Below are 26,187 nucleotides of genomic sequence, written 5' to 3'. Positions count from 1 at the left end.
TCGGTCTTGAGATCATGCCCTGGAGGAAAGGATCAGGACTATGGGTCACGGATTGGAAGGCAAGAAGGTCGTCATCACGGCGGCGGGACAGGGTATCGGACGGGCGACGGCCGAGCGCTTCATTTCGCTCGGTGCGCATGTATATGCCACCGACATCAACGAGCAGACGCTTTCGACGCTGGAAGGCGCAAGCAAGCATGTACTGAATGTGCTCGATGGCGCTGCGGTCAAGGCCTACGCCGACGAACTTGGCCCGATCGACGTGCTCTTCAATTGCGCCGGCTTCGTGCATGCCGGCACCATCCTCGACTGCGAAGAGAAGGATTGGGATTTTTCCTTCAATCTCAATGCGAAGGCGATGTATACGACCTGCCGCATCTTCCTGCCGGGCATGCTTGAAAAGGGCAAAGGATCGATCGTCAACATGTCCTCTGTCGCCTCGAGCGTGAAAGGCGTGCCGAACCGCTTCGCCTATTGCGCCTCCAAGGCAGCCGTCATCGGCCTTACCAAATCGATTGCCGCCGATTTCGTCTCCAAGGGCATCCGCGTCAATGCCGTTTGCCCCGGCACCGTTGACAGCCCGTCGCTGCATGAGCGCCTGCGCGCCACTGGCGACTACGAGAAGGCCATGACCGATTTCATCGCCCGCCAGCCGATGGGCCGCATCGCGGATGCCAAGGAAATCGCAGCCCTGGTAACCTATCTCGCCGGCGACGAGGCTGGCTTCACCACCGGCCAGATCCATGTCATAGACGGTGGCTGGACGGCCTGAATTAGCGTCTTCTCCGAGCTCGGAGGTCTCGCATCGCGAGGCCTCTTTTTGTTTGCCACTTCCATCAGAGAATCTATATCTGAAAGAGAATTAGTGATCGGGAGAGCGGCATGCCCACGGACGGACAACAGCATCGTTCCAGGGGCGCCATGCTGTTACGCAAGCATCAGGTGATTCTTGTCAGCGTCGCGGTCGGTGTCGCCGTCTTCCTGCTGCTGACTTCGCGCGCCTTCAACGCGAGCAATGTGCTCTTCGCGTGGAACGCTACCGCCGTCGTCTATGTCGTCTACAGCCTATACCGGATGCTGACATCCGACGTGCATCGCATCCGCAAGCGCTCGGCCGACATCGATTTCTCGGATGCATTTCTGCTGTTCTTGTCGATTGCGGCTGCGATCGCCAGCGTCGGCGGCATCGCCCTGGAACTGCTTGGCGTCAAGGAAGCGCCGCCGGAAGTGGCGCTTTTCCACGCATTGATGGCGATTGTGACGATCCTGATTTCCTGGGTGTTCCTGCATATACTTTTCACGAACCACTATGCGCATCGCTACTACCGCGATTTTCATACGGGGCAGGGGCTGAAATTTGCCGAACCGGTGGAGGAGCCCATCTATTGGGATTTCCTCTATTTCTCCTTCACCATCGGTGTCGCCGCCCAGACCGCGGATATCGGCGTTTCTACCGTCGGCATGCGCAAGCTGGTGCTGCTGCATGCCATCCTGTCGTTCTTGTTCAACACGACGATCCTGGCACTTGCAATCAACGTCGGGGCGAGTTTGGTGTAGCCCGCTCCGTCAAGTGCCTCCGTATCGTCATCGCCCGCCGTTCATCACACGACCGCGTTGCCGGCCATGACTGCCAGGATCAGGAACACCAGGAAGATGATCACGAAGATGACAAAAAGCACGCGGGCGATCGTTGCCGTCGCGGCTGATACGCCGGAAAAGCCGAAATACCCGGCGACCAGAGAAATTATGAAGAATATCAGAGCCCACTTCAGCATCAGAAAATCTCCTCTGCGTTGCGCCTAACGAAGACGCAGGAGACTGGAAATTGTTCCGATACCGTTTCGATTGCCGGGAGATGGGCTTTGGTAAGTGACGCAGCACTGGTCATGCGATTGCAGTGCTATGCCGACCGCTTCTCACCCATGGTTGATCATCACGTGCCGGACGGCGGTGTAGTCCTCCAGCGCGTAGACCGACATATCCTTGCCATAGCCGGATTGCTTCAGGCCGCCATGGGGCATCTCGTTGACAAGCATGAAGTGGGTGTTGATCCAGGTGCAGCCATATTGCAGGCGGGCGGCGGTTTGCATGCCGCGGCTGATGTCCTTGGTCCAGACAGAGGATGCCAGGCCATAGTCGCTGTCGTTGGCCCAGGTCACGGCATCCGCGATATCCGTGAAGCGGGTGACGGAGACGACCGGGCCGAACACCTCGCGACGGACGATTTCGTCGTCTTGTGTGGCGCCGGCAACCACGGTCGGGGCGTAGAAGAAGCCGCGATCACCCGAAGTCTTGCCGCCGGTGGTGATCTGCATGTGCTTATGTTCGGCGGCGCGGGTGACGAAGCTCTCGACACGGTCCCGTTGGCGTTTGGAGATCAGCGGGCCGATTTCGTTTTCGGCGTCGTCAGTCAGATTGAACTTGATGCTGGAGACGGCGGAGGTCAGGTCTGCGACGAAATTGTCATAGACCTTGGCGTCAGCGTAGATGCGGCATGCGGCGGTGCAGTCCTGGCCGGCATTGTAGTAGCCGAAGGTCCTGATGCCGGCGACGACGGCGTCGATATCTGCATCGTCGAAGACGATGACCGGGGCCTTGCCGCCGAGTTCGAGATGCGTGCGCTTGACCGTTTTGGCGGCGGCCTGCAGCACTTTCTTGCCGGTGGCGACGTCGCCGGTGATCGACACCATGCCGATTTTCGAGTGGTTGATCAGCGCGTTGCCGACGCTCTCGCCGCGACCGAGGATGACGTTGACGACGCCTTCCGGCAGGATGTCGGCCAGCAGCTTCGCCATCTTCAGCGCCGTCAGCGGCGTCTGTTCCGAGGGCTTGAATACGACGGTGTTGCCGCCGGCGATCGCCGGTGCCAGCTTCCAGGCCATCATCATCAGCGGATAGTTCCATGGCGCGATCGATCCGACGATGCCGATGGGATCGCGGCGGATCATGGAGGTGTGGCCGGGCAGGTATTCGCCGGCGACCGGGCCATGCAGGTTGCGCACCGCGCCGGCGAAGAACCGGTAGCAGTCGACGATGGCGGGGATTTCGTCGTTGAGGACGGCGTTGATCGGCTTGCCGCAGTTCAGCGCTTCCAGTGTCGCGAAACCTTCGGCATCCTTCTCGATGGCGTCGGCGATCTTCAGGAGATAGGCGGAGCGTTGCCCGGGCGTCGTCTGCGACCAGCTTACAAAGGCTTTTTCGGCGGCGTCGACGGCAGCATCGATCTGGCCGAGCGAGGCTTCCGGCAGGTTGAGCACGGTCTCTCCGGACTTCGGATTGAGGATATGCTCTTCCGTCTCGGTGCCGGCCTCAAAGCGGGAGCCGATCAGCATCTGGGTGTCCATAATATTCTCCCTTTTTCATTTGCCGCCGCCAGCGATTTGGTCGCCGTCGCGGGTAAGATAGTAGGCCGCCAGGATCGGCAGGAAGGTGACGAGCACCACGACCACAGCGACGACGTTGGTAACAGGGCGCTGGCGCGGACGGATCAGCTCTTCCAGCATCCAGATCGGCAAGGTCATCTGCTGGCCGCCGGTAAACGTCGTGACGATGACCTCGTCGAAGGAAAGCGCGAAGGCGAGCATGCCGCCGGCGAGCAGCGCCGTGCCGATATTCGGCAGGATGATATGGCGGAAGGTCTGGAAGCCGTCGGCCCCAAGGTCCATCGAGGCTTCGATCAGCGAACCGGAGGTGCGGCGGAAGCGGGCGACCGCATTGTTATAGACCACGACGACGCAGAAGGTGGCGTGGCCGAGAACGATCGTCCAGACCGAGAAGGGAATATCGAACAGGCTGAAGGCCGAGCGTAGCGCAATGCCGGTGATGATGCCGGGAAGTGCAATCGGCAGGATCACCAGAAGCGAGATCGCTTCGCGTCCGAAGAATTTCGTCTGGCTGACGGCGGCGGCGCAGAGCGTGCCGAGCACCAGGGCGATGACGGTCGCGATCGTCGCCACCTGCACTGATAGCGCCAGCGACGACCAGACATCCGGCCGGTTCCAGGCTATGCCAAACCATTGCAGCGTAAAGCCTGGCGGCGGCCACTGATAGCTCTTCTCCTCGGTGGTGAAGGCATAGACGAAGATCAGCAGGATCGGCAGATGCAGGAAGAGCAGGCCGCCGGCGGCTGCAATCTTCAGGGGCAGGGAAGCGTTTTGGCCGCGATCAGAGCGCATCGAAAGCTCCCTGTTTTTTGGCGATCCATAGATAGATGGCCATGATGACGATAGGCACGACCGAGAAGGCGGCGGCGAGCGGCACATTGCCCGCGGTGCCCTGTTGCGCATAGACCGCCTGGCCGATGAAGAGGCGCGATGAGCCGATGATCTGCGGGATGATGTAGTCGCCCAGCGTCAGCGAGAAAGTGAAGATCGAGCCGGCAACGACGCCGGGCAGCGCCAGCGGCAGCAACACGGTGCGGAAGGTCTGGTTCGGCGTGGCGCCAAGATCGGCGGAGGCTTCGAGGAGATTGGCGGGCACACGCTCAAGGGCCGCCTGTGTCGGCAGGATCATATAGGGCAGCCAGATATAGACGAAAACTAGGAAGGTGCCGATATAGCTCACCGACAGCGAATTGCCGCCGACGATGGGAAGATTGAGCACGCCGTCCAGCAGCCAGCCAAGGTAAAGCTTGTCGAAGAGCCAGGTCAAAATGCCTTCCTTGGCGAGGATCAGCTTCCAGGCATAGACCTTGACCAGATAGCTCGACCAGAGCGGCAGCATCACGCCGAGATAGAACAGCGCCTTCCATTTTCCCTTGGCGTACCGTGCCGCATAATAGGCGATCGGGAAGGCAACGAAGGAGGAGGCGATGGTAACCAGCGCCGCCATCACGATGGTGCGGATGATGATGTCGAAATTGGCGGAATTCAAAAGCTGCGCATAGGTCGAGAGCGTGAATTCGTAGTTCACCATTCCCGAGAAGTCGTCGATCGAGAAGAAGCTCTGCAGAAGCAGTGCGATCAGCGAGCCGATATAGATAATGCCGAGCCAGAGCAGCGGCGGCGTCAGCATTAGGAAAAGCAGGAGTTTCGGGCGACGCCAGAAGAGATCGGACAGGCGGCCGAAGAAACCGCCGCGGCGTGGCAGGATCGAGGTGGCCGCCGGTGCGGCCGTTGCGATGGCGGCTGATATCATGCGGCGTCGTCCATGTAATGGATATCGGCAGGCTGCCAGGCGATGCGCACCGAGGCACCGGTTTCCGGAATCGGCTGGCCTGCAGGCACGGTGACATGCATCCGCGTGCCCTGCGCTTCCACCGAAAGCCGGGTGGCGGCGCCGAGAAAGCTGGTCGCCTGCACCGTCGCCGGAACACCGGCATCCTGCGTCAATCGTATCGCCTCGGGCCGAAGGCTGGCCCAGCGCCGTTCGCCGCCAAGTGACGACATGGTCTCGGGAGCAATCACATTGGAGGAACCGACGAAATCGGCGACGAAACGGGTCTTCGGCCGCTGATAGATATCGTGCGGCGTGCCCTCCTGCACGATCCGGCCATTGTTGAAGACGGCGACGCGATCGGCCATGGAGAGCGCTTCGCCCTGATCGTGGGTGACGAAGACGAAGGTGATGCCGAGCGCCCGCTGGAGGCTCTTCAGTTCCTCCTGCATCTGCTCGCGTAGTTTGAGGTCTAGCGCGCCAAGCGGTTCGTCAAGGAGCAGCACTTTCGGCTTGTTCACAAGTGCGCGGGCGAGTGCCACGCGCTGACGCTGGCCGCCGGAGAGCTGGCCGGGGCGGCGGGCGCCATAGCCCGGCAGCTTCACCAGTTCCAGCGCCTGTTCAGCGGCCCTCAGCCGTTCGGTCTTGCCGATACCCTTGACCATCAGCCCATAGGCTACGTTGTCGAGGATATTGAGATGCGGGAAAAGGGCGTAATCCTGAAAGACAGTGTTGACGTTGCGGCGATAGGGCGGCACGCCCTCGGCGGTATCGCCGAAAATCTCGATGTGGCCGCCGGTCGGTTGCTCGAAACCGGCAATGAGCCGTAGGCAAGTGGTCTTGCCGGAGCCGGAGGGGCCAAGCATGGCAAAGAATTCGCCGGAGGCAATCTGCAGATCGACGTGATCGACGGCACGGACCTGGCCGAAATGGCGCGATACCTGCTGGAGACGAACGGCGGTCATGGGATGCTCCGGGATATGCAGGGACGACGGCCATATTCCGCCGTGGTCTCTCTGTTTGAAAAAGGGCTCGGTGAGGCGATGAGGGGCTTTCGATATCAGGCCCCTCATCGTCCCGATGCGATCGCGCTCATTGAGATCGAGAGGCGGTCGCCACAATCGGCGTGAACTATCTGCCCCCAATCACGCCGATATAGTCGGAAACCCAGCGATGGTAGGGTACGCATTCGCTCTCGGTGGTGCACTTGGCGACCGGGGTTTTCCAGAACTTGATCTTCTCGAAATGATCGTAACCGTTGGTGGCGCAGCCGCTGTCGGTCAGGAGTTCGTTGCCTTTGCAGGCGGCCGGGACAGAAGGGACCGCGCCGAACCAGGCTGCAGCGTCGCCCTGGACCTTTGGCTGCAGTGAATGTTCGATCCACATATAGGCACAGTTCGGATGCTGGCTGTCGGCATGCAGCATGGTGGTATCAGCCCAGCCGGTCGCGCCTTCGTCCGGGAAGGTCGAGCCGATCTTCTGCTTGTCGGCTTGCAACAGGTTGACCTGGAACGGCCAGGAACCGGAGGCGACGACGCCTTCGTTCTTGAAGTCATCCGTTTGGATCATCGCGTCGTGCCAATAGCGGCTGACGAGTTTGCGCTGGCCGCGCAGAAGGTCGAGAGCGGCCTTGTATTGGTCCTCGTTGAGTTCGTAGGGGTCCTTGATGCCGAGTTCAGGCTTGTGGGCCATCAGGTAAAGAGCGGCGTCGGCGATATAGATCGGGCCGTCATAGGCCTGGACGCGGCCCTTGTTGGACTTGCCGTCCGGCAGGGTCATTTCCTCGAAAACGACATTCCAGCTCTTCGGTGCCTGACCCTTGAAAGCGTCGGTGTTGTACATCAGCACGTTCGGTCCCCAGAGATAGGGTACGCCGTAGTGGACGCCGTTGACCGTATGCCAGGGAGCATTCTTCAGGCGATCGTCGAGGTTCTTCCAGCTGGGGATCAGATCGACGTTGATCGGCTGGACGCGCTTGCCGGCGACAAGGCGCAGCGAAGCGTCGCCCGACGCAGTAACAAGGTCGAAGCCGCCTTCGTTCATCAGCGCCACCATTTCATCCGAGGTGGCGGCGGTCTTGACGCTGACCTTGCAGCCCGTGTCTTTCTCGAACTGGGTGACCCAGTCATAATTCTTGTCGCTTTCACCGCGCTCGATGTAGCCGGCCCAGGCGACGATGCTGACGGCGCCTTCGCCCTTGCCGAGCGTTTTCAACGGCTCAGCAGCGATGACCTGCGTTGCGAAGCCTAGGCATGCGAGCGCAGCCGTGCATGATTTCAGCAGATGCTTCATCGAATTCTCCCGGTTCTTGAGCCAGTTGGTCTAGGAGCCAGTTTCTGGCGATTTGTTCCCGGAGAAAAAGGTGACGCGAATTGGCCGTATTCGCAAATTCATTTATCAGAAAGGTGATATCGGAATTTCCGATGAATTGCTCAGAAACCTACCGCTGACGGCCCGAACGCATGGCTTCGGCGATACCGACGAAATCGCGGGCGGCCTGCGGCAGACTCGAGCCTTTGCGCCAGACCATGCCGACTTGCACAACCGGCAGCGAGCCGGAGACATCGCGGCTTTCGATACGGTCGCCTTCCAGCGACCAGGGGCGGTAGACGAGATCCGGCAGCAGCGCGACGCCGGCGCCCGTGGCAACCAAACTGCGCACCGCCTCGACCGAGCGGGTGCGGAAGGCGACATGCGGGCGTGCGCCGAGTGCCGTCAGCAGTTTGCCGGTATTCTCCTCGATCTCGTCGATGGTCAGCATGATCAGCGGTTCGCGCGAGATGTCGGCGACGCTGATGATGTCGGCGGAGACCAGAGGGTGGCCCATCGGCAGCCAGAGGCGATAGGGAGATGTTTCGAGGATTTCGGCCTGCAGCGCCATGCGGTCGCGCAGGTTGGAAATGACCATGACGGCAACGTCGAGTTCGCCGCCAACCAGCAGATGTTCGAGATAACCGCCATTGTCCTCGATGGCGCTAACCTCGACGCCGGGGCAGGCGCGGCGATAGCGCGCCAAGAGGTCGGACAATACATAGCCGGCGACCAGCGACGTGACGCCAATATTCAGCGAACCGCCGGCGGCGTTCTGCTGGCTGGAGAAACTGGTGCGGGCGTCGGAAACGGTCGCGAGGATCTTCGTGGCATGGCGGAGGAACTGGTGGCCGTTGTGGGTGATGGACAATCCGCGTGGATGGCGGTCGAAAAGCGCGACGCCGAGGTCGCTCTCCAGTTCCTTCAGCGCCTCGGTGACCGAGGATTGCGAGATAGACAGGTTCTGCGCGGCGCGGGTGATGGAGCCCTGTTCCGCCACGGCGACGAAATACTGAAGCTGTCTCAAAGTGAAGGCCATGCCCCGGTTAGAGCACGGCCGTGCCATCCGAGGCAAGCACCAGCATCGGTCTGAAAGGCTTGGACCTTTTTTGGTAACGGAAACGCGAGCAGAGCAAGATTCATCACTTCTTTAAGTATTCCGAAACGCCATATCCCTAACGTGAGAGTTGATCATTTTGTCGCGTTGGAGTGCTCTATGGTGGAGCAGTTGGCGTGAGCGCCTTACTGCACATTTTCCGGCCATCCCGGAAGCTTGTCGTCATCGTCGGCGGAGTGGCCTTGTTGATGGGCTGTTCCGGCGTCTTTGCGCTTTATATCGGCAAAGACCAGCTCCTGGGCCTGACCGCGGCCTCCCCGAACGGCCTGAAATGCAGCGACGTCAACCTCGTCACGATCCGCAAGGAGGATCAGTTCTGGGTGCGCAAATATATCCGCACCGATCCGACAGACGGACTGACGCGGGTCAGAACGGCGCTTCGCGTTGCCAAGGCTGTCTATGACGAGCAAAAGCCGGATCTCGTTCAGGTGGTGGTTCTCGATAAAAATGGCCCGACCTTGCGGTCCGATATTCGCGGCCGGGCGTTAGGCGCCGATGTCGTCTATATGCCGCATCCCGCCAAGGTTGCCGATGGTACCGTTGAGGGGCCGGTCACGGCGCGCTACTACAATGGCGGGGCGAGCGCGGAGGGTCTCTTTTATGGGGAACAGATCAACATGTTACCCAAGGATATCGACGACGCGCTGGCGGCGCTGAAGGATCACACCGATTGCGACAACCCGCTGGCCGCCGAGAACGAGTCGGGCGGCGACGCGAAGAAGGACAAACAGAAAGCCGCCGAAGCCGCAGAGCAGAAGGCCGCCGCTCGGGTGGAAAAGGACGAAGCGCCTGCGACACCTCCAGAACAGCGCCCTCCTGCATCAACAGGCAAACTCCCGCCTGAGGGCGACAATACCGGCAGCTTCATTGGCGCCGACGCCGCCGATCCGGATAAAGCGCCATCGCCGGGTCTCGACCCGACCATGACGGGCGCCAGCGATCGGCGGTCGCCGGTAACGAATTGATTTCAGACAACCTTTGCCTCGCGGACGCGAGGGCGGAAATCCCTCAATCCGCCGCCAAATGCTTTTCGCCGATGGCCTGGTAAAGCGCAAACAGCGCCTCATGGACCGCGCCCGCGAGACGGTAGAATTCCGGATTGGCAAGAACGGCGGGATGTTGCAGCAACTGGTCGTCCGTCATATCGAGCATGAGCGACGTGGTATGCATCGCCTCATGGCAGCCGAACGTGCCCGGCGCGTATTGCGTCAGATCGACATCGCCCAGTTCGGCGAGATCGGCTAGGCGCTGTTGCTCGAGATCGGCGTCCGTCATCAGGTTTTCTGTCTCAGTCATTTTTCGGGCCTCTTGTTTCCGGAGGGCGGGGATTCGCCGCACGTTGGCGGGATTTATACGCAATCCGCAAGCAATGGCCCAACGAAAAAGGCCGCCATGGCATAGCTGGCGGCCTGTCGTCTCTATCGTCTGCGCGAAACCGTCTCAGTCCGCCTTGCTGCGCCGTGCCGGGAACAGGATGATGTCGCGGATCGACGGGGAATTGGTCAGCAGCATGATCAGCCGGTCGACGCCGATGCCGAGGCCGCCGGCCGGCGGCATGCCCTGGTCGATGGCATCGAGGAATTCGTCGTCCAGTTCCTTCTGCTTCTCGCCGCGGGCATGCGCCTGTTCGAGCTGCTCGACCATGCGGGCGCGCTGCTCTTCCGGATCGTTGAGTTCCGAGAAGGCGTTGCCGAGTTCCCAGGCGTTGCAATAGGTCTCGAAGCGTTCGACGAGGCGCGGCTCGCCCGGCACTTCCTTGGCGAAGGGCGAGATGTCCTTCGGGAAATGCGTGACGTGCGCGGGTTGGATCAGCGTGCCCTCGACCTTCTCTTCGAAGATGAAGGCAAGGCATTCGCCCCAGGTCGCATCCTTCTCGACGGCGAAGCCGGCGGCCTTGGAGGCGGCGCGAGCTTCTTCGTCCGTCTTGATCGCCAGGAAGTCGATGCCGGTCGCTTCCTTGACGGCGTCGGGCATCGGCACGCGGCGGAACGGACCCTTGAAGGAGATCTGCTTGTCGCCAAAAGCAAATTCCGTGCTGCCGTGGATTGACATGGCGAGCGTCGAGAACAGGCGCTCGACGAGGTTCATGATGTCCTCGTAGTCGGCATAGGCCCAGTAGCACTCCATCATCGTGAATTCAGGATTGTGCCTTGTGGATACGCCTTCGTTGCGGAAGTTGCGGTTGATCTCGAACACCTTGTCGGTGAGGCCCGAAACCAGGGTGCGCTTCAGGAACAGCTCCGGCGCGATGCGCAGGTACATGTCGAGCTTCAGCGTGTTGTGATGCGTCTTGAACGGCTCGGCCGTGGCGCCGCCATAGACCGAGTGCAGCATCGGCGTTTCGACTTCCATGAAGCCGTCATTCTCCATGAAACGGCGGATGCCGGAGACGATGCGGCTGCGCTGCTGGAAGCGAAGCTTCGATTCCTCGTTGGTCATGATGTCGAGATGGCGCTTGCGGTAGCGCGCCTCGATGTCGGAGAGGCCGTGCCACTTTTCCGGCATCGGCAACAGCGACTTGGTCAGCATGGTGATTTGCTGGGCATTGATTGTCAGCTCGCCGCGCTTGGTGCGGCGCACGATTCCGGTCACGCCGATGATGTCGCCGATGTCGATCATCGGCAGCAGGGCGCGGGCCTCTTCGCCGGTCACGTCCTTGTGGCTGAATATCTGGATTTTCCCCGAGGCGTCATGGATATCCATGAACATGCCGGAATTGCGCGAGGAATAGACGCGGCCGGCGACAGTGACGACATCGCCGGTTTCCGTATCCGGCTCCAGCCCCTCATATTTCGCGGCCAGTTCGGCGTTGGTCAGCGTCCGGTGGAAATGCGCCGGATAGACGTCGCCGATCTGTTCGCGCAGCAGCTTCAGCTTCTGCGCGCGGACTTCCGTTGCATCGGAGGAAAGGGTTGCTGTTTCGGTCTTGTCGTTCATGGTTTTTACGTCCGGTTCAGTTCTTCGGGCCGACGAGGGTCGCAACGGTCTGGGCCGCCAGTTTCAGGCGCTGGCGCACGACCGAGCGGCCGAGGATCGCCATCGAGTCAAACAGCGGTAGCGAGCGCGACGAGCCGGACACGGCGACGAAGAGCGGCGCAACGATGACCTTCAGCTTCTTGCCCATGCGGTCGGCGATGGCGCGCAGCTCGGCTTCGATCGTTTCGACATTCCATTCGAGGATCTTTTCAAGGTCGGGCTGCACGGTGTTCAGGATTTCAAGCAGTTCTTCCGGCGTCGACTTGACCTTCGCAAACGCCGAAGGATCGAGGTTGAGATCGGACTTGAACAGGAAACCGGTGAGGTCAGGCAATTCTCCAAGCTTGGAGATGCGCGACTGCGACAGCTTCAGGCCTTCCTTCAGGCGGCTGTTTTCCATCGCCCAGGTCAGGACGCGATGCTGGAATTCCTCTTCCGACAGCTTCTCGCGGATCCAGCGGCCGTTCAGCCAGTCGAGCTTCTGGATGTCGAAGATCGCGCCGGCCTTGGAGAGGTTTTCCGGGTCGAACTTTCCGGCGAGTTCGTCCATGCTTAAGAGCTCTTCGCCTTCGGCGATCTGGATGAAGAACAGGCCGAGGAAGTTCATCAGCGCCTCGGGGATGTAGCCGAGTGCCGTGTAATAGGAGATCGACGTCGGGTTCTTGCGCTTCGACAGCTTCGACTTGTCGGCATTGCGCATCAGCGACAGGTGCATGAACACCGGCGGCTCCCAGCCGAGATACTGATAGATCAGGATATGCTTCGGCACCGAGGCGAGCCATTCCTCGCCGCGTGCGACATGGGTGATCTTCATCAGATGGTCGTCGACGACGTTGGCCATATGATAGGTCGGCATGCCGTCGGCCTTCAGCAGGACCTGCATGTCGACCGCATCCCACGGGATTTCGACATCGCCATAGACGCCGTCATGGAACTTGCAAGAGCCTTCGGTCGGGATCTTCATGCGCACGACGTGCGGCTCGCCGGCAGCGACGCGCGCGGAGACTTCTTCAGCGGTAAGGTTCAAACAGTGGCCGTCATACTTCGGCGGCAGGCCGGCGGCGCGCTGAGCAGCGCGCATCTGTTCCAGCCGCTCCGGCGTGCAGAAGCAGCGGAAACCATGGCCGGCTTCGACGATCTTCTCGACATAGGGCTTGTAGATATCCTTGCGGTCGCTCTGGCGATAGGGGCCATATGGGCCGCCCACATCGGGCCCTTCGGCCCATTTCAGGCCGCACCATTTCAGCGCGTCGAGCACCTTCGTCTCGAATTCTGGGGTCGAACGCGTCGCATCCGTGTCTTCGATGCGAAGGATGAACTCGCCACCATGCTTCTTGGCGAAGAGATAGTTGAACAGCGCGATATAAGCTGTGCCGACATGCGGCTCGCCGGTCGGGGAGGGTGCGATGCGGACGCGAACGCCTGAAGTGGTCATCTTGTTTGCTCGTCAGAAAAAGCCAGGCCGCTGCTTGCGATAAGCGCTGCCCGGCTGGAGATGTTTATCTGGATCAGGAAACCGGCCGGAAAAGGGCGTCTTGACGCTTCAATCCCGCGTTTTCCGTTTGGCTGGCCTTAGGCCATATTCAATGGCGCGCGTCAAGGAATTTAGGTTGGAGGCAAGCTCAGCGGACTGGCCAGACATAGAGCGATGTCGGAACGCTGACGAGAACGATAGGAACGGAAAGCGGCGAGCATTGGGACGACGGGACGGTCAATGCCCTCCTGCGGCTCTTTTTCGCCTGTTCCGCGCCAGCATGTTCAGCATCTCGACCGCGGCCGAGAAGGCCATGGCGGTGTAAACGTAACCCTTGGGAACATGGAAGCCCATGCCTTCGGCGATCAGTGTCATGCCGATCATCAGCAGGAAGGCGAGCGCCAGCATGACGATGGTCGGGTTCTTCTCGATGAAGTTGGCAAGCGGCGCGGCCGCCACCAGCATGACGGTGACCGCGGCGATGACCGCGATGAACATGATCGGCAGATGCGGCGTCATGCCGACGGCGGTGACGATGCTGTCGATCGAGAAGACCAGGTCGAGCAGCAGAATCTGGCCGATGGCCGACGCAAAGCCGGTGTTGATGGTGGTCGACGTGGCGATGAAGTCCTCGCCATGTGCTTCGGGATCGACATTGTGATGGATTTCCTTGGTCGCCTTCCAGACCAGGAACAGGCCGCCGCTGATCAGGATCAGGTCCCTCCAGGAAAAGCCGTGGTCGAAGATTTCGAAGACCGGTTCCGTCAGTTGTACGATCCAGGCGACGGTCGCGAGCAGCACAAGACGAAGGACCAGCGCGAGGCCGATGCCGACCTTGCGGGCTTTCGCACGGTGTTCGACGGGTAGTTTGTTGGTCAGGATCGAGATGAAGATAAGGTTGTCGATGCCGAGGACCACTTCCATGACGACGAGCGTGACGAGCGCAATCCATGCGCTCGGATCCTGCACCAAGCCAACAATGTCCATCGACGATTTTCCTCCGGCCAGCGTCCGCCGACGCTGCCCCCAGCTCCGGCTCCCCAATGATGGTCGCTAATGTAAGGAGTGGAATCGCAGGTGCAAGCGCCACCCATATTTTCGCGGGTGGCGCGCATATTTCTATGCTTTCAGGGGAATCCATACCTCCGTCACGCCCGTGCCGGTGTGGGGATCGAAACGGTCGTCGTAACGTTCCATCATGTCGGGCAGGCCGCCGTGCTGGTGACCGGATTGCGGCAGCCAGTCACCGAAGATCTGGTGCACGGTGGCGGAGATGCCCGAAACATGGCCGCGATGGGTGAAGATGGCATAACGCTGCGGCGGCAGCTTAAGGGTCGTGAAGCCCTCCGGCAGATCGTCGGCCGCGGTGACCTCAGCGGCAGACATATAGCGGAAGCTGTCGGTCTCGCCTTCGGCCTGGGTGCAGACGCCGTAGGCGACATTGCCGACCTGGCCGGGGATATGGCCGAATTGCTGGTTGAATTTCTGCCAAAGCGAGGGAATCCCCTGAGTGGCTTCATAGGCATAGGTTTCCGCGAGACCGGCCAGTAGCATTGCGGGTCGGGTTTCGAAACGCGGCGCGTCGAGTTTGGGAAGGCGGGTGTCGTCCATTCTGATCGGCTCCAGCAAAACAAGGTTTCGGGCGTGCCCCTGTTTGCGCAAACTGTCGGGCGTCATCCCGAATTGTTCGCGGAAGGCACGGGTGAAAGCCTCATGCGAGCCGTAGCCCGCATCGAGGGCAACCTCGAGAATGGTCGACGAGCTGTTGATCAGCGCAAGGGCGGCCCCGCTAAGGCGCCGGCCCCGGATATAACCGCTGATCGAATGGCCGGTGGTGAGCCCGAAGACGCGCGACAGATGATAACGCGACAGGCCGGCCGTATCGGCGATCTCGTCCAGCGAAATGTCAGATGAGAAATGGCTTTCGATGAACCATATCGCTCTTCCGATCGCGCTCATGTTCGATTTCCCTGGTTGCCCGCCCATTGTTAGGCGCGGACCGGCTATCGGGCTTGATCGCGATTGCGGGATTGGGGCGGATATCCGCCGGCTATCGGAAGGCGGTCAAGCCTGATTGTTCCGATTGTTACCATAAGCGGCCATGAAGACGCGAACGGCGCCGCGCACGACATAGTCGATCTCCTCCTTCGAGGGAGGGATATCCATGTCTCCGAACAGTCTCAGCTTGAAGTAGCTGCCGCTGGCCATGTCGAGGAAATGACGTGCGGCCATATCGAAGTCCTCGATGCGAAGACGACCGGCGGTAACCTGACGTTCGAGGAAGCTGCGGAGAACAGTGCGCAGGTTTTCCGGGCCAGTGAAGAAGCGTTGACAGAGGGATGGCATACGTTCGCGCACGCCGATGACGGTGCGCATGGCGCTGATGGTCTTTTGCGATGTAACGTGGCTCACGAACACCATGCCGAAGTCATAAAGACTGGTCGCCACATCGGCATCGTCGGCAAGCGCAGTGCGTACGGTCTCGACGAAACGCGCGCGCTCATTGTCTATCATGGCGGAGAACAGATCTTCCTTGTTGGCGAAATAGACATAAAGAGTGCCCTTGGAGACGCCGGCTTCGCGCGTGACGTCGTTCATGCTCGCCGCATCGAACCCCATTTTCATGAAGACGCGTGTGGCACCATCCAGAATCTGCTGGCGCTTGACGGGGTCTTCGCCGGCAGCCCAACGCCCTCCCGATGCGGGCGCGTTTACGACTGCGGTGTTTTCAGGCTCGTGTTTCATCGTCTCCGTTTAGCTCGATCACTTTTTCTGAATCTTAATCAGATTCGTTAATTAAATCGAACCGGGTGGTTCGATATGACTTGATATGGAATGAAAAACGATCTATGTCAACTGAACTGAACCGTTCGGTTCGATTATTTTAGCCAGATTCCGGTGGTAGGGCAATGTCGTCAAGTCATAGTAACAATGTAGCGCGCATCGTTGATGATTCCGCTGATGTCGAAGTGGAAGCAAAGGGCGCCGGCACATCTGTTGAGGCTCCCGCCGCGGAACGGCCTGGCAACCCACCCCCCGCCCAGGCTGCGCCTGCGGCTCCAGTCCAGGCGGCCCCACCGCCGGCTGAGAAGAAGCGGCGCAGCCTGGTGCTTCCGATCATTGTCGTTCTGGCGCTCGTTGGCGGCGGCTGGTACGGCTACGAGTGGTGGACGAACGGTCGCTTCCTGGTGTCGACTGACGATGCTTACATCGAAGGCGACATTGCGACCATTCAGCCGAAGGTGACGGGCTATGTCGCCAAGGTGGACGTCGTCGCCAACCAGCAGGTCAAGGCGGGCGATGTGCTCGCCACGCTCGACGACGGCGATTACAAGCTGGCCCTTGGCCAGGCCCAGGCTTCGCTCGACACCGAGCAATTGTCGCTGCACACGATCGATGCGCAGATTGCCGCCGGTCAGGCCGCGCTTGCCCAGGCGCAGGCCCAGAAGGTTGCGCTGGAAGCTACGGTGCGCGGCGCGCAGATCACCCAGACACGTGCTGCCGAACTTCAGTCGAAGTCAGTCGGCACCACGGCCTCCTTGGATAGCGCCAATATCGCCCTCGACCAGGCCAAGGCCAATCTCGTCGGCGGCGATGCGGCCATCGCATCGGCTCAGGCCAATATCAACCTGCTGCAAGCGCAGCGTCGCCAGGCGGAAAGCACGATCAAGGGCCTGGAGGCTGCACGCGACAAGGCGGCCCGCGACCTCTCCTTCACCGTGTTGAAGGCGCCCTATGACGGCGTTGTAGGCAACCGTTCGGTTCAGGAGGGCGATCTTGTCTCTCCCGGCCAGAAGCTGATGGCGCTGGTTCCGACTCGCCAGCTCTATATCGACGCCAACTTCAAGGAAACGCAGATCCAGCATCTGGTTGCCGGTTCCAAGGTCAATGTCCATGTCGATGCCTACAGCGATCATCCGATCGTCGGTACGGTCACGTCGATCTCGCCGGCCTCTGGCTCGGTCTTCTCGTTGCTGCCGCCGGAAAACGCGACGGGCAACTTCACCAAGGTGGTCCAGCGCGTGCCGGTTCGTATCGCCTTGCCACAGGATGCGCTCGACAGCGGTCGTCTGCGGGCCGGTTTGAGCGTCGTTGTCGATGTCGATACCCGCACAGCGCCTGATCGTGCCGGATGGGCCAGTAACTAAATTCGGAGAGCGCCGATGGCCTCGACAGCAGCGACCGTAGGTTCGATAGCCGGTCCCGCCGTCCCAGCGGCGGAACATATGGACCCCCGCAGACTCATCGCATTCTTTGCGATGGTGCTCGGCATGTTCATGTCGATCCTTGACATTCAGGTGGTTTCCGCCTCCCTCAGCGAAATCCAGGCCGGCCTCAGCGCCGGCTCGGATGAAATTCCCTGGGTCCAAACAGCCTATCTGATCGCCGAAGTCATCATGATTCCGCTTTCGGGAACGCTGGCCCGCATCATCTCGACACGATATCTTTTCGCCGCCTCCGCCGCCGGCTTCACCATCGCCAGCGGTCTTTGCGCGACGGCGACCAACATCGATCAGATGATCGTCTATCGTGCGCTGCAGGGCTTTATCGGCGGCGGCATGATTCCGTCAGTTTTCGCCGCTGCCTTCACCATTTTCCCGCCGTCGAAGCGCAATGTGGTGTCGCCGATCATCGGTTTGATCGCAACGCTTGCTCCGACCATTGGCCCCACGGTCGGCGGCTATCTCAGCCACGCGTTTTCCTGGCACTGGCTGTTCCTGGTCAACATCGGGCCCGGCATCATTGTCACTATCGTCACCTGGAATTTCATCGACTTCGACAAGCCGGAGCTGTCGTTGATGAAGAAGTTCGACTGGTGGGGACTATTTTCCATGGCGCTGTTTCTCGGCGCGCTGGAATATGTGCTTGAAGAAGGCAACACCAACGACTGGTTCAACGACGACTATATCGTGATGGCTGCGGTTGCTTCCGCAATTGGCGCGCTGATCTTCTTTTACCGAGCGTTCAGCGTCGATTTCCCGGTCGTCGATTTGAAGGCCTTTAGCAATAAGAACTTCGCGTTTGGTTCGATGTTCTCTTTCGTGATGGGCATCGGGCTTTATGGTCTGACCTATATCTATCCCGTCTATCTCAGCCGTATCCGCGGATATGATTCACTGATGATCGGCGAGACGATGTTCGTCTCCGGCCTGGCAATGTTCTTCACCGCGCCTCTAGCCGGTATTCTTTCCGGCAAGATGGATCTCCGGATCATGATGATCATCGGCTTCTGCAGTTTCGCGGCCGGCACGTGGATCATGACCGGCTTGACGATGGACTGGGATTTCTGGGAGCTCTTCATCCCGCAGATTCTTCGCGGCTTCGGGCTGATGATGTGCATGGTGCCCATTAATAATATCGCGCTCGGAACCATGCCTCCCGCCCGCATGCGCGGTGCTTCCGGCCTGTTTAACCTGACCCGCAACCTCGGCGGTGCCGTCGGGCTTGCCATCATCAACACGGTGCTCAGCACCCGCCAGGACGCCCACTATATGCATCTGCGCGAGCATGTGCATTGGGGAAGCCCCGCCGCCATCGATCAAATCAACAACATGACGGCCAATTTCAGTGCCAGTGGCTTGGACGGTCCGCAGGCGGCGGTGCGGCAGTTGGTCAACATGGCGGAGCAGCAGGCGATCATCATGTCCTTTAGCGACGTCTTCCTGATGCTGACGGTATTGTTCCTTGCGATGATCTTTGGCGTATTGATGCTTAGCAAGCCGAAAGCCCCGCCGAAAGGCGCTGGCGGCGGTGGCCATTAGGGCGTCCCGCTTTCAGGTGGCATTACCTGCGAACGCATAGGATGGCCCACGCATCCCGTTTCACTCCTATCTCCCTGTAATGGAAAGGCTTCTCGGATCGAGGAGCCTTTTTCTTTTCGTTGCCATCGACAGGAAATTTCAGGCGCCAAAAATTTTTGATTTACGTACATCAGAATTAGCGATAAGAATCTCGTCAGGAGGAGCTGATGAGACCCACCGTTTACGATATCGCCGCTGCAGCGGGCGTCAGCCTTGCGACCGTGGACCGGGTTCTGAACCAGCGCCCGGGCGTGCGTCTCGTGACACGTGAGAAGGTGGAAGCGGCCATTCGCGACATCGGCTACGTGCGCGACGTGGCAGCCGCCAATCTTGCCAAGGGCCGTGTCTATCCGCTCGTCTTCATCCTGCCGACCGGCGATAATTCCTTCATGCACGGCCTCTATGCCGAAGTGCGCCAGGCAATGACCCGGTCGGCCTTCGAGCGCACGGAGATTCGCATTGTCGAGGTGCCTGCCTTCGACGCAGCGGCCCTGGTGGCCGCGCTCGACGCATTGAACGGCACGGACCTTGCCGGCGTGGCCTTGGTAGCGATCGACGCGCCGGACGTGCGGGCCGCCGTCGACCGGCTGGTGGCGGCGCGGCTTCCCGTCGTCACCCTCGTTTCCGATCTCACAGGCTCCACGCGGCATCATTATGCCGGCGTCGACAATATCGCTGCGGGCCGGACGGCGGCTCGGCTGCTTGGCCGTTTCCTGGGTGGGCGCAACGGCGATATCACCGTTCTCGCCGGGTCCATGCTGGTGCGCGACCATCGTGAGCGCTTGGAGGGATTTGCCTCCGTCATGGCGGCGGAATTTCCGCAACTGCGCCTGCTGCCGGTGCTCGAGGGCCGCGACGATCCGGAAATCGCCAACGCGCTGGTCTCCGAAGCCCTTTCCGGCAGCAACAGCATCATCGGCATCTACAGTCTCGGCGCCGGCAATCGCGGCTTGATCAGGGCGCTGAAAGCGACCGGGCAGGGTCGCGGACTGACCGTCGTCGTGCACGAACTGACCGAACATACCCGTGCAGCCTTGCAGGACGGCACGATCGATGCCGTTCTGAACCAGGACGCCGGCCATGAGGTGCGCAGCGCCATACGCGTCATGAAGGCGACAGCGGACGGCCAGGACGTCATCGCCGGGCAGGAACGCATCCGCCTCGACATTTTCTTGAAGGACAATCTGCCCTGACCATCAAAACCTGCGGCAGAGCATAGGGAGTACATCTGATGTATTTGGGTCTCGATCTCGGAACGTCCGGCGTCAAAGCGATGCTGATCGACGGCAATCAGAAGATCATCGGATCGGCCAATGGCGGGCTCGACGTATCGCGTCCGCATTCGGGCTGGTCGGAGCAGGAACCGGCGCACTGGATTCGCGCCACCGAGGAGGCGGTCGCCGGCCTGAAGACGGCGCACCCGAAGGAGTTGGCTGCGGTGCGCGGCATCGGCCTGTCCGGCCAGATGCATGGTGCGACGCTGCTCGACGCAGACGACAAGGTGCTGCGCCCCTGCATCCTCTGGAACGATACGCGCAGCTATCAGGAGGCTGCGGCACTCGACGCCGATCCACGTTTCCGGACGCTGACCGGCAACATCGTTTTCCCCGGCTTCACCGCACCGAAGCTCGCCTGGGTCGCCAAGCATGAGCCGGACATCTTTGCCAAGGTGCGCTGGGTACTGCTGCCGAAGGACTATCTGCGCCTATGGCTGACGGGCGAGCACATGTCGGAAATGTCCGACTCCGCCGGCACGTCCTGGCTCGACACAGGCAAGCGCAAGTGGTCTTCCCAGCTGCTCGCCGCCACCGATCTCGATGAGAAACAGATGCCGACGCTGGTGGAAGGCACCGAAGCCGCCGGCAAGCTGCGCGGCGAACTGGCCTCGAAGTGGGGCATTGCCGGCGACGTCGTCGTGGCCGGCGGAGCAGGGGACAATGCGGCCTCGGCCTGCGGCATGGGCACGGTCAGCCATGGCGCCGCCTTCGTCTCGCTCGGCACTTCGGGCGTGCTCTTTGCTGCCAACGGCTCCTACCTGCCGAAGCCGGAAAGTGCGGTTCATGCCTTCTGCCATGCGCTGCCGAACACCTGGCACCAGATGGGCGTCATCCTGTCGGCAACCGATGCGTTGAACTGGCATTCGGGCGTCACGGGCAAATCCGCCTCCGAACTCACCGGCGAACTCGGTGATGCCTTGAAGGCACCGTCCGGAGTCACCTTCCTTCCTTATCTTTCCGGCGAGCGCACGCCGCACAATGATGCGACCATCCGCGGCGCCTTCATCGGTCTCGGCCATGAAAGCGGCCGTGCCGTGCTGACCCAGGCGGTGCTCGAAGGCGTCACCTTCGCTATTCGTGATAATCTCGAAGCACTGCGTTCGGCAGGCACCGATATCGCCCGCGTCACCGCCATCGGTGGTGGCTCGCGCTCGCGCTATTGGCTCGCCTCGATTGCGACGGCGCTCGGCGTTCCCGTCGATTTGCCGGCCGACGGCGATTTCGGAGCAGCCTTCGGCGCCGCCCGTCTCGGTCTGATCGCGGCAACCGGCGCCGATCCGGTCGCCGTTTGCACGCCGCCTGAAACGGCCGGCACGATCGAACCGGTAACAGCGCTGACCGGCGCTTACGAGGATGCCTACAAGCGTTATCGCGCGCTTTATCCGGCGATCAAGCCGCTGAGCATAGTTTGAGGGGGACCCCCTCACCCTGCCTTCTCCCCGAGGGGAGAGGGTGAGACCGAGCTTGCGGCAGCCGCCCATACCCTTCTCCCCGCGGGGAGAAGGTGGCGCGAAGGGTCGGATGCGCCACACGGCACGAACAACAATACCGAAATACCAAACCCAAGGAGATGAGACATGAGCACCGGATTTTTTGGTGACATCAAGAAAGTAAAGTACGAGGGCCCTGACAGCACCAATCCGTTGGCCTTCCGCCACTATAACAAGGACGAAGTGGTCCTTGGCAAGCGCATGGAAGACCATTTGCGTTTTGCCGTTGCCTACTGGCATACCTTCGCTTGGCAGGGTGGCGACCCCTTTGGCGGCCAGACCTTCCTGCGCCCGTGGTTCGAAGACACGATGAAGGCAGCCAAGCTGAAGGCCGACGTCGCGTTCGAACTCTTCCAGCTGCTCGACGCACCGTTCTACTGCTTCCACGATGCCGACGTGCGTCCGGAAGGCAAGAACTTTGCCGAAAACACCAAGAACCTGAACGAGATCGTCGACTACTTCCAGGAAAAGCAGGCCGCCACCGGCGTCAAGCTGCTCTGGGGTACCGCGAACCTGTTCTCGAACCGCCGCTTCATGTCGGGTGCCGCCACCAATCCGGATCCGGAAGTCTTCGCTTACTCCGCGGCAACGGTTAAGACCTGCATGGACGCTACGGCCAAGCTCGGCGGCGCCAACTACGTTCTCTGGGGCGGCCGCGAAGGCTATGAAACCCTGCTCAATACCGACCTCAAGAAGGAACTCGACCATCTCGGCCGCTTCCTCAACCTCGTCGTCGAGTACAAGCATAAGATAGGCTACAAGGGCACGATCCTCATCGAGCCGAAGCCGCAAGAGCCGACCAAGCATCAGTACGACTACGACGTCGCGACCGTTTACGGCTTCCTGAAGAAGAACGGCCTCGAAAACGAAGTGAAGGTCAACATCGAGCAGGGCCATGCGATCCTCGCCGGCCACTCCTTCGAGCACGAGCTGGCGCTCGCCAACGCGCTCGGAATCTTCGGCTCGATCGACATGAACCGCAACGACTACCAGTCCGGCTGGGACACCGACCAGTTCCCGAACAACGTTCCGGAAATGGCGCTCGCCTATTACCACGTCCTGCAGGGCGGCGGCTTCACCACCGGCGGCACCAACTTCGACGCCAAGCTGCGCCGCCAGTCGCTTGATCCGGAAGATCTGCTGATCGGCCACATCGGCGGCATGGATGCCTGCGCCCGCGGTCTGAAGGCTGCCGCCAAGATGATCGAGGACAAGGCCCTGTCCGGACCGCTCGACGCCCGCTATGCCGGCTGGGATTCGGCCGAAGGCCAGAAGCTTGCCCGCGGCGAATACTCGCTCGAGCAGATCGCCGAATGGGTTGAGGCCAAGGACATCAATCCGCAGCCGAAGTCCGGCAAGCAGGAACTGCTCGAAAATATCGTCAACCGTTACGTTTGATCGATAGTTGCCGGGAGGCGGTGTTTCATCGCCTCCCGGCCATTCCGGTGCTATCGGCGGAATGCGCGGCTCGAAATGGAAATGGAATTTCCGCAAGGATCCTTGGCATTGGCGAACACATAGCCGTCAGCCTGATGCAACGGCCCGAATTCAAGCCCCTCGCTCGCGCATTTGGCGCGGAACGCTTCGACATGCTCAACGTCGAAGACCAGTTTCACCGATGATTGGTCCATCTTCTGGGTCTTTGCTGCGCGGTGGATCATGAGATTGGCGCCTCCGTCAGGCGCCCGCAGCTCGACAATTCGATCGCCGTCCTGTCGGAGCGGCTTGAATCCAAAATGTTTCTCGTAGAAGCCGACCGTCGCTTCCACATCGCGGGCGTAAAGGATGAGTCTGCCGAGCGGCACAGCTACGCGTCTCTATCGCCGCGCACGCGACGGTGCCGAGACCGAGTTGCGCACCACCAGATCGGGCCGCAGCAGGATTTCCGTCTCAGCTGGCTCGCCGTCCGATAGGAGTTCGATCAGCAGCGACATCGCGTGCTTTCCGATGAGGGTTCGCGGCTGCCGGATGGTCGTCAGCGACGGCGTCATGAAGACGGCTTGCGGCACATCGTCGAAGCCGGTCACCGAAAAATCCTTGGGAATGTCGTAGCCGCGCGCCTTCAGCCCGATCATCACGCCGATGGCGGTCTGATCGTTGACGCACATGAAAGCTGACGGCAGCGTGTCGCGCATGAAAAGCTGCTCCACGGCCAGCCTTCCACTTTCGATGGTGCCGTCGCCCTCGAACACGATGCGTAGATCGGGACTGATATTGGCGGCATCCAGGCCTGCCTCATAACCCATGCGCCGTCGGCTATAGGCGAGGCGGGTGCGCGAATCGCCGATGAATGCAATCTTCCGGTGACCCTCAGCGATCAGAAGGTCGACGGCCTTGCGCGCTCCGGCGATATCGTCCACGCCGACATAGGGAATACCCCCATTGAAGACCGGCTCGAAGACGCCGACGCTCGGCGGAAGCCGCGCTGTCATCGTCTGGTGTCCGAAGGGCAGGATACCGGTGAACAGGATCAAACCGGCCGCCTGGTTGGAATTCAGGAACTTCAGATATTCCAGCCCGCGCTGCGCATCGTTCTGCGTGTGGCCGATCAGGACGCCATAGCCGTGCGCACGGGCCTCATTTTCCAACCCGATGAGAATATTGGAGAAATTGGGATCGCCGATATCGGGCGCGACGACGAGAATCATGTTCGAGCGGCCAAGCCGCAGGCTGCGCGCCATGGCATTGGTGGTATAGCCGGTGATCGCAATCGCCTGGTTGACCTTCAGGCGCGTCGAATTCGCGACCTTCTCAGGCATATGGATTGCCCGCGAGACCGTTGCGATCGAAACATTGGCAATTCTGGCGACGTCTTCGATAGTTGCGGGCGTGGAATTAGACACTGCGCTCTGCCTTGGGTCTCGTCTCGGACCGGACACTACACAGACTTCCGCGGAGGTCAAAGGCGACCGCGAAAAATTGTGCAATGTGCACTCATGTAAACCTTTACAGGCAATATGTAAAGGTTTACACAGCTTGGAAGTGGGTGGAGCCACGGGGGGAGGAAGTGATGAGTTCGGAGACCGTCGACGGTGCGGTGGTGCTGTCCGCGAGGCGAATTTGCAAGTCCTTCAGTGGCGTGCAGGTACTGTTCAGCGTCAATTTCGATCTTCGAGCCGGCGAAATCCATGCGCTGATGGGCGAGAATGGTGCCGGCAAGTCGACGCTCGTAAAGGTTCTCTCCGGTTTCGAGCAGCCAAGCTCGGGTGAGATCCTGCTCGACGGCCAGCCGGTGAAGCTGCCGCCCAACGGCGCCGCCGAGGCGCTCGGGATCGTCATCATCCACCAGGAATTCAATCTGGCCGAACATCTGACCGTGACCGAGAGCCTGTTTCTCGGTCGTGAAGTCACACGTTTCGGCGTCCTCGATCGCAAATATATGCGCGCAGAAACGCGCCGTGTCCTCGATCTCCTCGGTTCGCATGTCGACGAGAGAGCCTTAATCAGCACGCTTTCCATCGCCGACAAGCAGATGGTGGAGATCGCCAAGGCGATCAGCCGGGACGCCAGGATCGTCTTCATGGACGAGCCGACCGCCGTTTTGTCGCGAGAGGAAACCAACTTTCTGTTCAAACAGGTGCGCAAGCTGCGTGACCAGGGGACGAGCTTCGTCTTCGTGTCCCACAAGCTCGACGAGGTCATGGAACTGACGGACCGGGTCACGGTCCTGCGCGATGGCCAATGGGTGAAGACATCGCAAACCTCGCTGCTCGACGGCGAATCGATTGCCCAGTTGATGGTCGGGCGTGAGCTTTCCAGCCTCTATCCCGCCAAGAACGAGCCCGATGTCGACGAGAAGGTGGTGCTCAGCGTGAGTTCCCTTTCGACCGGCTACGTCCGCGATGCGAGCTTCGAGCTGCGCAAGGGCGAGATATTGGGCTTTTCAGGCATGATCGGGTCCGGTCGCACCGAGTTGATGGAGGCAGTCGTCGGCCTGCGCTCACGCTCCGCCGGTGAAGTCATCGCCAACGGTCAAACGGTGCCGCCGCATGACGTGCATGCGGCCATCGATGCCGGGCTTGCCTATATGACCAAGGACCGTAAGTCCAAGGGCTTGCTTTTGAATTCGGGCATGGCCGTCAACTTGACCCTCCAATCCTTGGATCGGCACGGCAAGTTCGGTTATCTAAGCGCCTCCAGCGAGGCCAATGCACTGGCGCGGGCGCGGCGGCGTTTCGACATCCGCGTTCGCGACGGAAATATCGTCGTTGGCCGCATGTCCGGCGGCAATCAGCAGAAATTGCTTCTGGCCAAGGTCATGGAAACCGAGCCGCGGATCATCATCATCGACGAGCCCACGCGCGGCATCGATGTCGGCACGAAGCAGCAGATCTATCATTTCATTTCGGCTCTGGCGCGCGACGGCCATTCGATCATCGTGGTCTCGTCGGAAATGCCCGAGGTCATCGGGCTGTGCACGCGGATCGCGGTGATGCGCGAGGGCCGGATCGTCGGCATGCTTGAAGGCGACGAGATCTCGGAGCAGGAAATCATGCGTTATGCGGCAGGCCTGAAGAAAAAGACCGCTGCCTGAACGGGCGGCTGAGGCAGGGCGAATTCCCAGCAGTCATGGGACGGGAGGTTGGTT

At 60.6% G+C, this 26,187-nt stretch carries 24 protein-coding genes; 9 read left to right on the top strand and 15 right to left on the bottom strand.

Features of this window, described 5'->3' with window-relative positions; genetic code table 11:
* Positions 1-40 precede the first annotated feature (40 nt).
* Together PY649_RS10825 and PY649_RS10820 are read left to right on the top strand one after the other, a co-directional pair.
* Positions 41-772, top strand: coding sequence for an SDR family oxidoreductase (locus tag PY649_RS10825; RefSeq protein WP_285868339.1), 732 nt, complete (start codon positions 41-43; stop codon positions 770-772).
* 110 nt (positions 773-882) lie between these two features.
* The gene (locus PY649_RS10820; RefSeq protein ID WP_432761348.1) at positions 883-1,557 is read left to right on the top strand and encodes a DUF1345 domain-containing protein; all 675 of its coding nucleotides are present in this window, start codon (positions 883-885) and stop codon (positions 1,555-1,557) included.
* A 44-nt stretch (positions 1,558-1,601) separates the two neighbouring features.
* Here the strand turns inward: PY649_RS10820 and PY649_RS10815 are convergent, their stop codons facing one another.
* From PY649_RS10815 to PY649_RS10785, 7 genes are all read right to left on the bottom strand, one after another.
* Positions 1,602-1,775, bottom strand: coding sequence for a DUF1328 domain-containing protein (locus PY649_RS10815; protein ID WP_285868338.1), 174 nt, complete (start codon positions 1,773-1,775; stop codon positions 1,602-1,604).
* Between the two features lie 141 nt (positions 1,776-1,916).
* Positions 1,917-3,344 (bottom strand): gamma-aminobutyraldehyde dehydrogenase, encoded by a 1,428-nt coding sequence (locus tag PY649_RS10810; RefSeq protein ID WP_285868337.1) that lies wholly within the window; start codon positions 3,342-3,344, stop codon positions 1,917-1,919.
* A 15-nt stretch (positions 3,345-3,359) separates the two neighbouring features.
* Positions 3,360-4,175 carry an ABC transporter permease gene (locus PY649_RS10805; protein WP_285868336.1) on the bottom strand — a complete coding sequence of 272 codons (816 nt, stop codon included), beginning with the start codon at positions 4,173-4,175 and terminating at the stop codon, positions 3,360-3,362.
* Positions 4,165-5,136 (bottom strand): ABC transporter permease, encoded by a 972-nt coding sequence (locus PY649_RS10800; RefSeq protein ID WP_285868335.1) that lies wholly within the window; start codon positions 5,134-5,136, stop codon positions 4,165-4,167. Before PY649_RS10800 ends, PY649_RS10805 begins: the two co-directional genes overlap by 11 nt.
* A complete protein-coding gene (locus tag PY649_RS10795) occupies positions 5,133-6,119 on the bottom strand; it encodes an ABC transporter ATP-binding protein (RefSeq protein WP_285868334.1) in 987 nt (328 codons plus the stop codon). Before PY649_RS10795 ends, PY649_RS10800 begins: the two co-directional genes overlap by 4 nt.
* A 166-nt stretch (positions 6,120-6,285) precedes the next feature.
* The gene (locus PY649_RS10790) at positions 6,286-7,446 is read right to left on the bottom strand and encodes an ABC transporter substrate-binding protein (protein ID WP_285868333.1); all 1,161 of its coding nucleotides are present in this window, start codon (positions 7,444-7,446) and stop codon (positions 6,286-6,288) included.
* Between the two features lie 148 nt (positions 7,447-7,594).
* Complete coding sequence (locus PY649_RS10785) at positions 7,595-8,503, bottom strand: LysR family transcriptional regulator (protein WP_285868331.1); 909 nt, start codon at positions 8,501-8,503, stop codon at positions 7,595-7,597.
* A gap of 194 nt (positions 8,504-8,697) precedes the next feature.
* Here PY649_RS10785 and PY649_RS10780 point away from each other — a divergent pair, with 194 nt between their 5' ends.
* On the top strand, positions 8,698-9,546 hold the full coding sequence (locus PY649_RS10780) for a hypothetical protein (protein WP_285868330.1): 849 nt from the start codon (positions 8,698-8,700) through the stop codon (positions 9,544-9,546).
* A gap of 43 nt (positions 9,547-9,589) precedes the next feature.
* Here the strand turns inward: PY649_RS10780 and PY649_RS10775 are convergent, their stop codons facing one another.
* The 6 genes from PY649_RS10775 to PY649_RS10750 all read right to left on the bottom strand — a co-directional run bounded on the left by PY649_RS10775 (position 9,590) and on the right by PY649_RS10750 (position 15,776).
* Positions 9,590-9,877, bottom strand: a complete 288-nt coding sequence (locus tag PY649_RS10775) for a hypothetical protein (protein ID WP_285868329.1) — start codon at positions 9,875-9,877, stop codon at positions 9,590-9,592.
* A 144-nt stretch (positions 9,878-10,021) separates the two neighbouring features.
* Positions 10,022-11,518 (bottom strand): lysine--tRNA ligase, encoded by a 1,497-nt coding sequence (gene lysS, locus PY649_RS10770; RefSeq protein WP_285868328.1) that lies wholly within the window; start codon positions 11,516-11,518, stop codon positions 10,022-10,024.
* Between the two features lie 16 nt (positions 11,519-11,534).
* A complete protein-coding gene (gene gltX, locus PY649_RS10765) occupies positions 11,535-12,992 on the bottom strand; it encodes a glutamate--tRNA ligase (RefSeq protein WP_285868327.1) in 1,458 nt (485 codons plus the stop codon).
* Positions 12,993-13,268: 276 nt separating this feature from the next.
* Positions 13,269-14,018 (bottom strand): TerC family protein, encoded by a 750-nt coding sequence (locus PY649_RS10760; RefSeq protein WP_285868326.1) that lies wholly within the window; start codon positions 14,016-14,018, stop codon positions 13,269-13,271.
* Between the two features lie 132 nt (positions 14,019-14,150).
* A complete protein-coding gene (locus tag PY649_RS10755) occupies positions 14,151-14,990 on the bottom strand; it encodes an AraC family transcriptional regulator (RefSeq protein ID WP_285868325.1) in 840 nt (279 codons plus the stop codon).
* 105 nt (positions 14,991-15,095) lie between these two features.
* A complete protein-coding gene (locus PY649_RS10750; RefSeq protein WP_285868324.1) occupies positions 15,096-15,776 on the bottom strand; it encodes a TetR/AcrR family transcriptional regulator in 681 nt (226 codons plus the stop codon).
* A gap of 164 nt (positions 15,777-15,940) precedes the next feature.
* Between PY649_RS10750 and PY649_RS10745 the strand changes: the two genes are divergently transcribed.
* From PY649_RS10745 to xylA, 5 genes are all read left to right on the top strand, one after another.
* A complete protein-coding gene (locus tag PY649_RS10745) occupies positions 15,941-17,179 on the top strand; it encodes an HlyD family secretion protein (RefSeq protein WP_285868322.1) in 1,239 nt (412 codons plus the stop codon).
* Positions 17,180-17,194: 15 nt separating this feature from the next.
* Complete coding sequence (locus tag PY649_RS10740; RefSeq protein ID WP_285868321.1) at positions 17,195-18,793, top strand: DHA2 family efflux MFS transporter permease subunit; 1,599 nt, start codon at positions 17,195-17,197, stop codon at positions 18,791-18,793.
* Positions 18,794-18,999: 206 nt separating this feature from the next.
* Positions 19,000-20,025: a LacI family DNA-binding transcriptional regulator gene (locus tag PY649_RS10735; protein WP_285868320.1), complete on the top strand. Its 1,026-nt coding sequence runs from the start codon at positions 19,000-19,002 to the stop codon at positions 20,023-20,025.
* 38 nt (positions 20,026-20,063) lie between these two features.
* The gene (gene xylB / locus PY649_RS10730; protein WP_285868319.1) at positions 20,064-21,521 is read left to right on the top strand and encodes a xylulokinase; all 1,458 of its coding nucleotides are present in this window, start codon (positions 20,064-20,066) and stop codon (positions 21,519-21,521) included.
* A 165-nt stretch (positions 21,522-21,686) separates the two neighbouring features.
* Positions 21,687-22,997 (top strand): xylose isomerase, encoded by a 1,311-nt coding sequence (gene xylA, locus PY649_RS10725; RefSeq protein ID WP_285868318.1) that lies wholly within the window; start codon positions 21,687-21,689, stop codon positions 22,995-22,997.
* A gap of 50 nt (positions 22,998-23,047) precedes the next feature.
* On the opposite strand, the gene PY649_RS10720 is transcribed toward xylA, so the two are convergent.
* Both PY649_RS10720 and PY649_RS10715 read right to left on the bottom strand, forming a co-directional pair.
* Complete coding sequence (locus PY649_RS10720; protein ID WP_285868317.1) at positions 23,048-23,404, bottom strand: VOC family protein; 357 nt, start codon at positions 23,402-23,404, stop codon at positions 23,048-23,050.
* 12 nt (positions 23,405-23,416) lie between these two features.
* Positions 23,417-24,442: a LacI family DNA-binding transcriptional regulator gene (locus PY649_RS10715; protein ID WP_285868316.1), complete on the bottom strand. Its 1,026-nt coding sequence runs from the start codon at positions 24,440-24,442 to the stop codon at positions 23,417-23,419.
* Positions 24,443-24,609: 167 nt separating this feature from the next.
* Here PY649_RS10715 and PY649_RS10710 point away from each other — a divergent pair, with 167 nt between their 5' ends.
* Positions 24,610-26,133 (top strand): sugar ABC transporter ATP-binding protein, encoded by a 1,524-nt coding sequence (locus tag PY649_RS10710; protein WP_285868315.1) that lies wholly within the window; start codon positions 24,610-24,612, stop codon positions 26,131-26,133.
* Positions 26,134-26,187: the final 54 nt, after the last annotated feature.

Source organism: Rhizobium mayense, assembly GCF_030272705.1.
GTDB lineage: Bacteria > Pseudomonadota > Alphaproteobacteria > Rhizobiales > Rhizobiaceae > Rhizobium > Rhizobium mayense.
The sequence above is the reverse complement of the archived record's forward strand: the minus strand, read 5'-3'. Positions and strand labels throughout refer to the sequence as shown.

What these genes read in the sequence shown, in the direction of transcription:
- PY649_RS10740 (WP_285868321.1), top strand. Translation starts at nt 17,195, where the DNA reads ATGGCCTCGACAGCAGCGACCGTAGGTTCGATAGCCGGTCCCGCCGTC.
- PY649_RS10795 (WP_285868334.1), bottom strand. Translation starts at nt 6,119, where the DNA reads ATGACCGCCGTTCGTCTCCAGCAGGTATCGCGCCATTTCGGCCAGGTC.
- PY649_RS10710 (WP_285868315.1), top strand. Translation starts at nt 24,610, where the DNA reads ATGAGTTCGGAGACCGTCGACGGTGCGGTGGTGCTGTCCGCGAGGCGA.
- PY649_RS10815 (WP_285868338.1), bottom strand. Translation starts at nt 1,775, where the DNA reads ATGCTGAAGTGGGCTCTGATATTCTTCATAATTTCTCTGGTCGCCGGG.
- PY649_RS10790 (WP_285868333.1), bottom strand. Translation starts at nt 7,446, where the DNA reads ATGAAGCATCTGCTGAAATCATGCACGGCTGCGCTCGCATGCCTAGGC.
- PY649_RS10760 (WP_285868326.1), bottom strand. Translation starts at nt 14,018, where the DNA reads ATGGACATTGTTGGCTTGGTGCAGGATCCGAGCGCATGGATTGCGCTC.
- PY649_RS10775 (WP_285868329.1), bottom strand. Translation starts at nt 9,877, where the DNA reads ATGACTGAGACAGAAAACCTGATGACGGACGCCGATCTCGAGCAACAG.
- PY649_RS10785 (WP_285868331.1), bottom strand. Translation starts at nt 8,503, where the DNA reads ATGGCCTTCACTTTGAGACAGCTTCAGTATTTCGTCGCCGTGGCGGAA.
- PY649_RS10735 (WP_285868320.1), top strand. Translation starts at nt 19,000, where the DNA reads ATGAGACCCACCGTTTACGATATCGCCGCTGCAGCGGGCGTCAGCCTT.
- PY649_RS10750 (WP_285868324.1), bottom strand. Translation starts at nt 15,776, where the DNA reads ATGAAACACGAGCCTGAAAACACCGCAGTCGTAAACGCGCCCGCATCG.
- lysS (WP_285868328.1), bottom strand. Translation starts at nt 11,518, where the DNA reads ATGAACGACAAGACCGAAACAGCAACCCTTTCCTCCGATGCAACGGAA.
- PY649_RS10745 (WP_285868322.1), top strand. Translation starts at nt 15,941, where the DNA reads ATGTCGTCAAGTCATAGTAACAATGTAGCGCGCATCGTTGATGATTCC.
- PY649_RS10810 (WP_285868337.1), bottom strand. Translation starts at nt 3,344, where the DNA reads ATGGACACCCAGATGCTGATCGGCTCCCGCTTTGAGGCCGGCACCGAG.
- gltX (WP_285868327.1), bottom strand. Translation starts at nt 12,992, where the DNA reads ATGACCACTTCAGGCGTTCGCGTCCGCATCGCACCCTCCCCGACCGGC.
- xylB (WP_285868319.1), top strand. Translation starts at nt 20,064, where the DNA reads ATGTATTTGGGTCTCGATCTCGGAACGTCCGGCGTCAAAGCGATGCTG.
- PY649_RS10800 (WP_285868335.1), bottom strand. Translation starts at nt 5,136, where the DNA reads ATGATATCAGCCGCCATCGCAACGGCCGCACCGGCGGCCACCTCGATC.
- PY649_RS10805 (WP_285868336.1), bottom strand. Translation starts at nt 4,175, where the DNA reads ATGCGCTCTGATCGCGGCCAAAACGCTTCCCTGCCCCTGAAGATTGCA.
- PY649_RS10755 (WP_285868325.1), bottom strand. Translation starts at nt 14,990, where the DNA reads ATGAGCGCGATCGGAAGAGCGATATGGTTCATCGAAAGCCATTTCTCA.
- PY649_RS10825 (WP_285868339.1), top strand. Translation starts at nt 41, where the DNA reads ATGGGTCACGGATTGGAAGGCAAGAAGGTCGTCATCACGGCGGCGGGA.
- PY649_RS10820 (WP_432761348.1), top strand. Translation starts at nt 883, where the DNA reads ATGCCCACGGACGGACAACAGCATCGTTCCAGGGGCGCCATGCTGTTA.
- xylA (WP_285868318.1), top strand. Translation starts at nt 21,687, where the DNA reads ATGAGCACCGGATTTTTTGGTGACATCAAGAAAGTAAAGTACGAGGGC.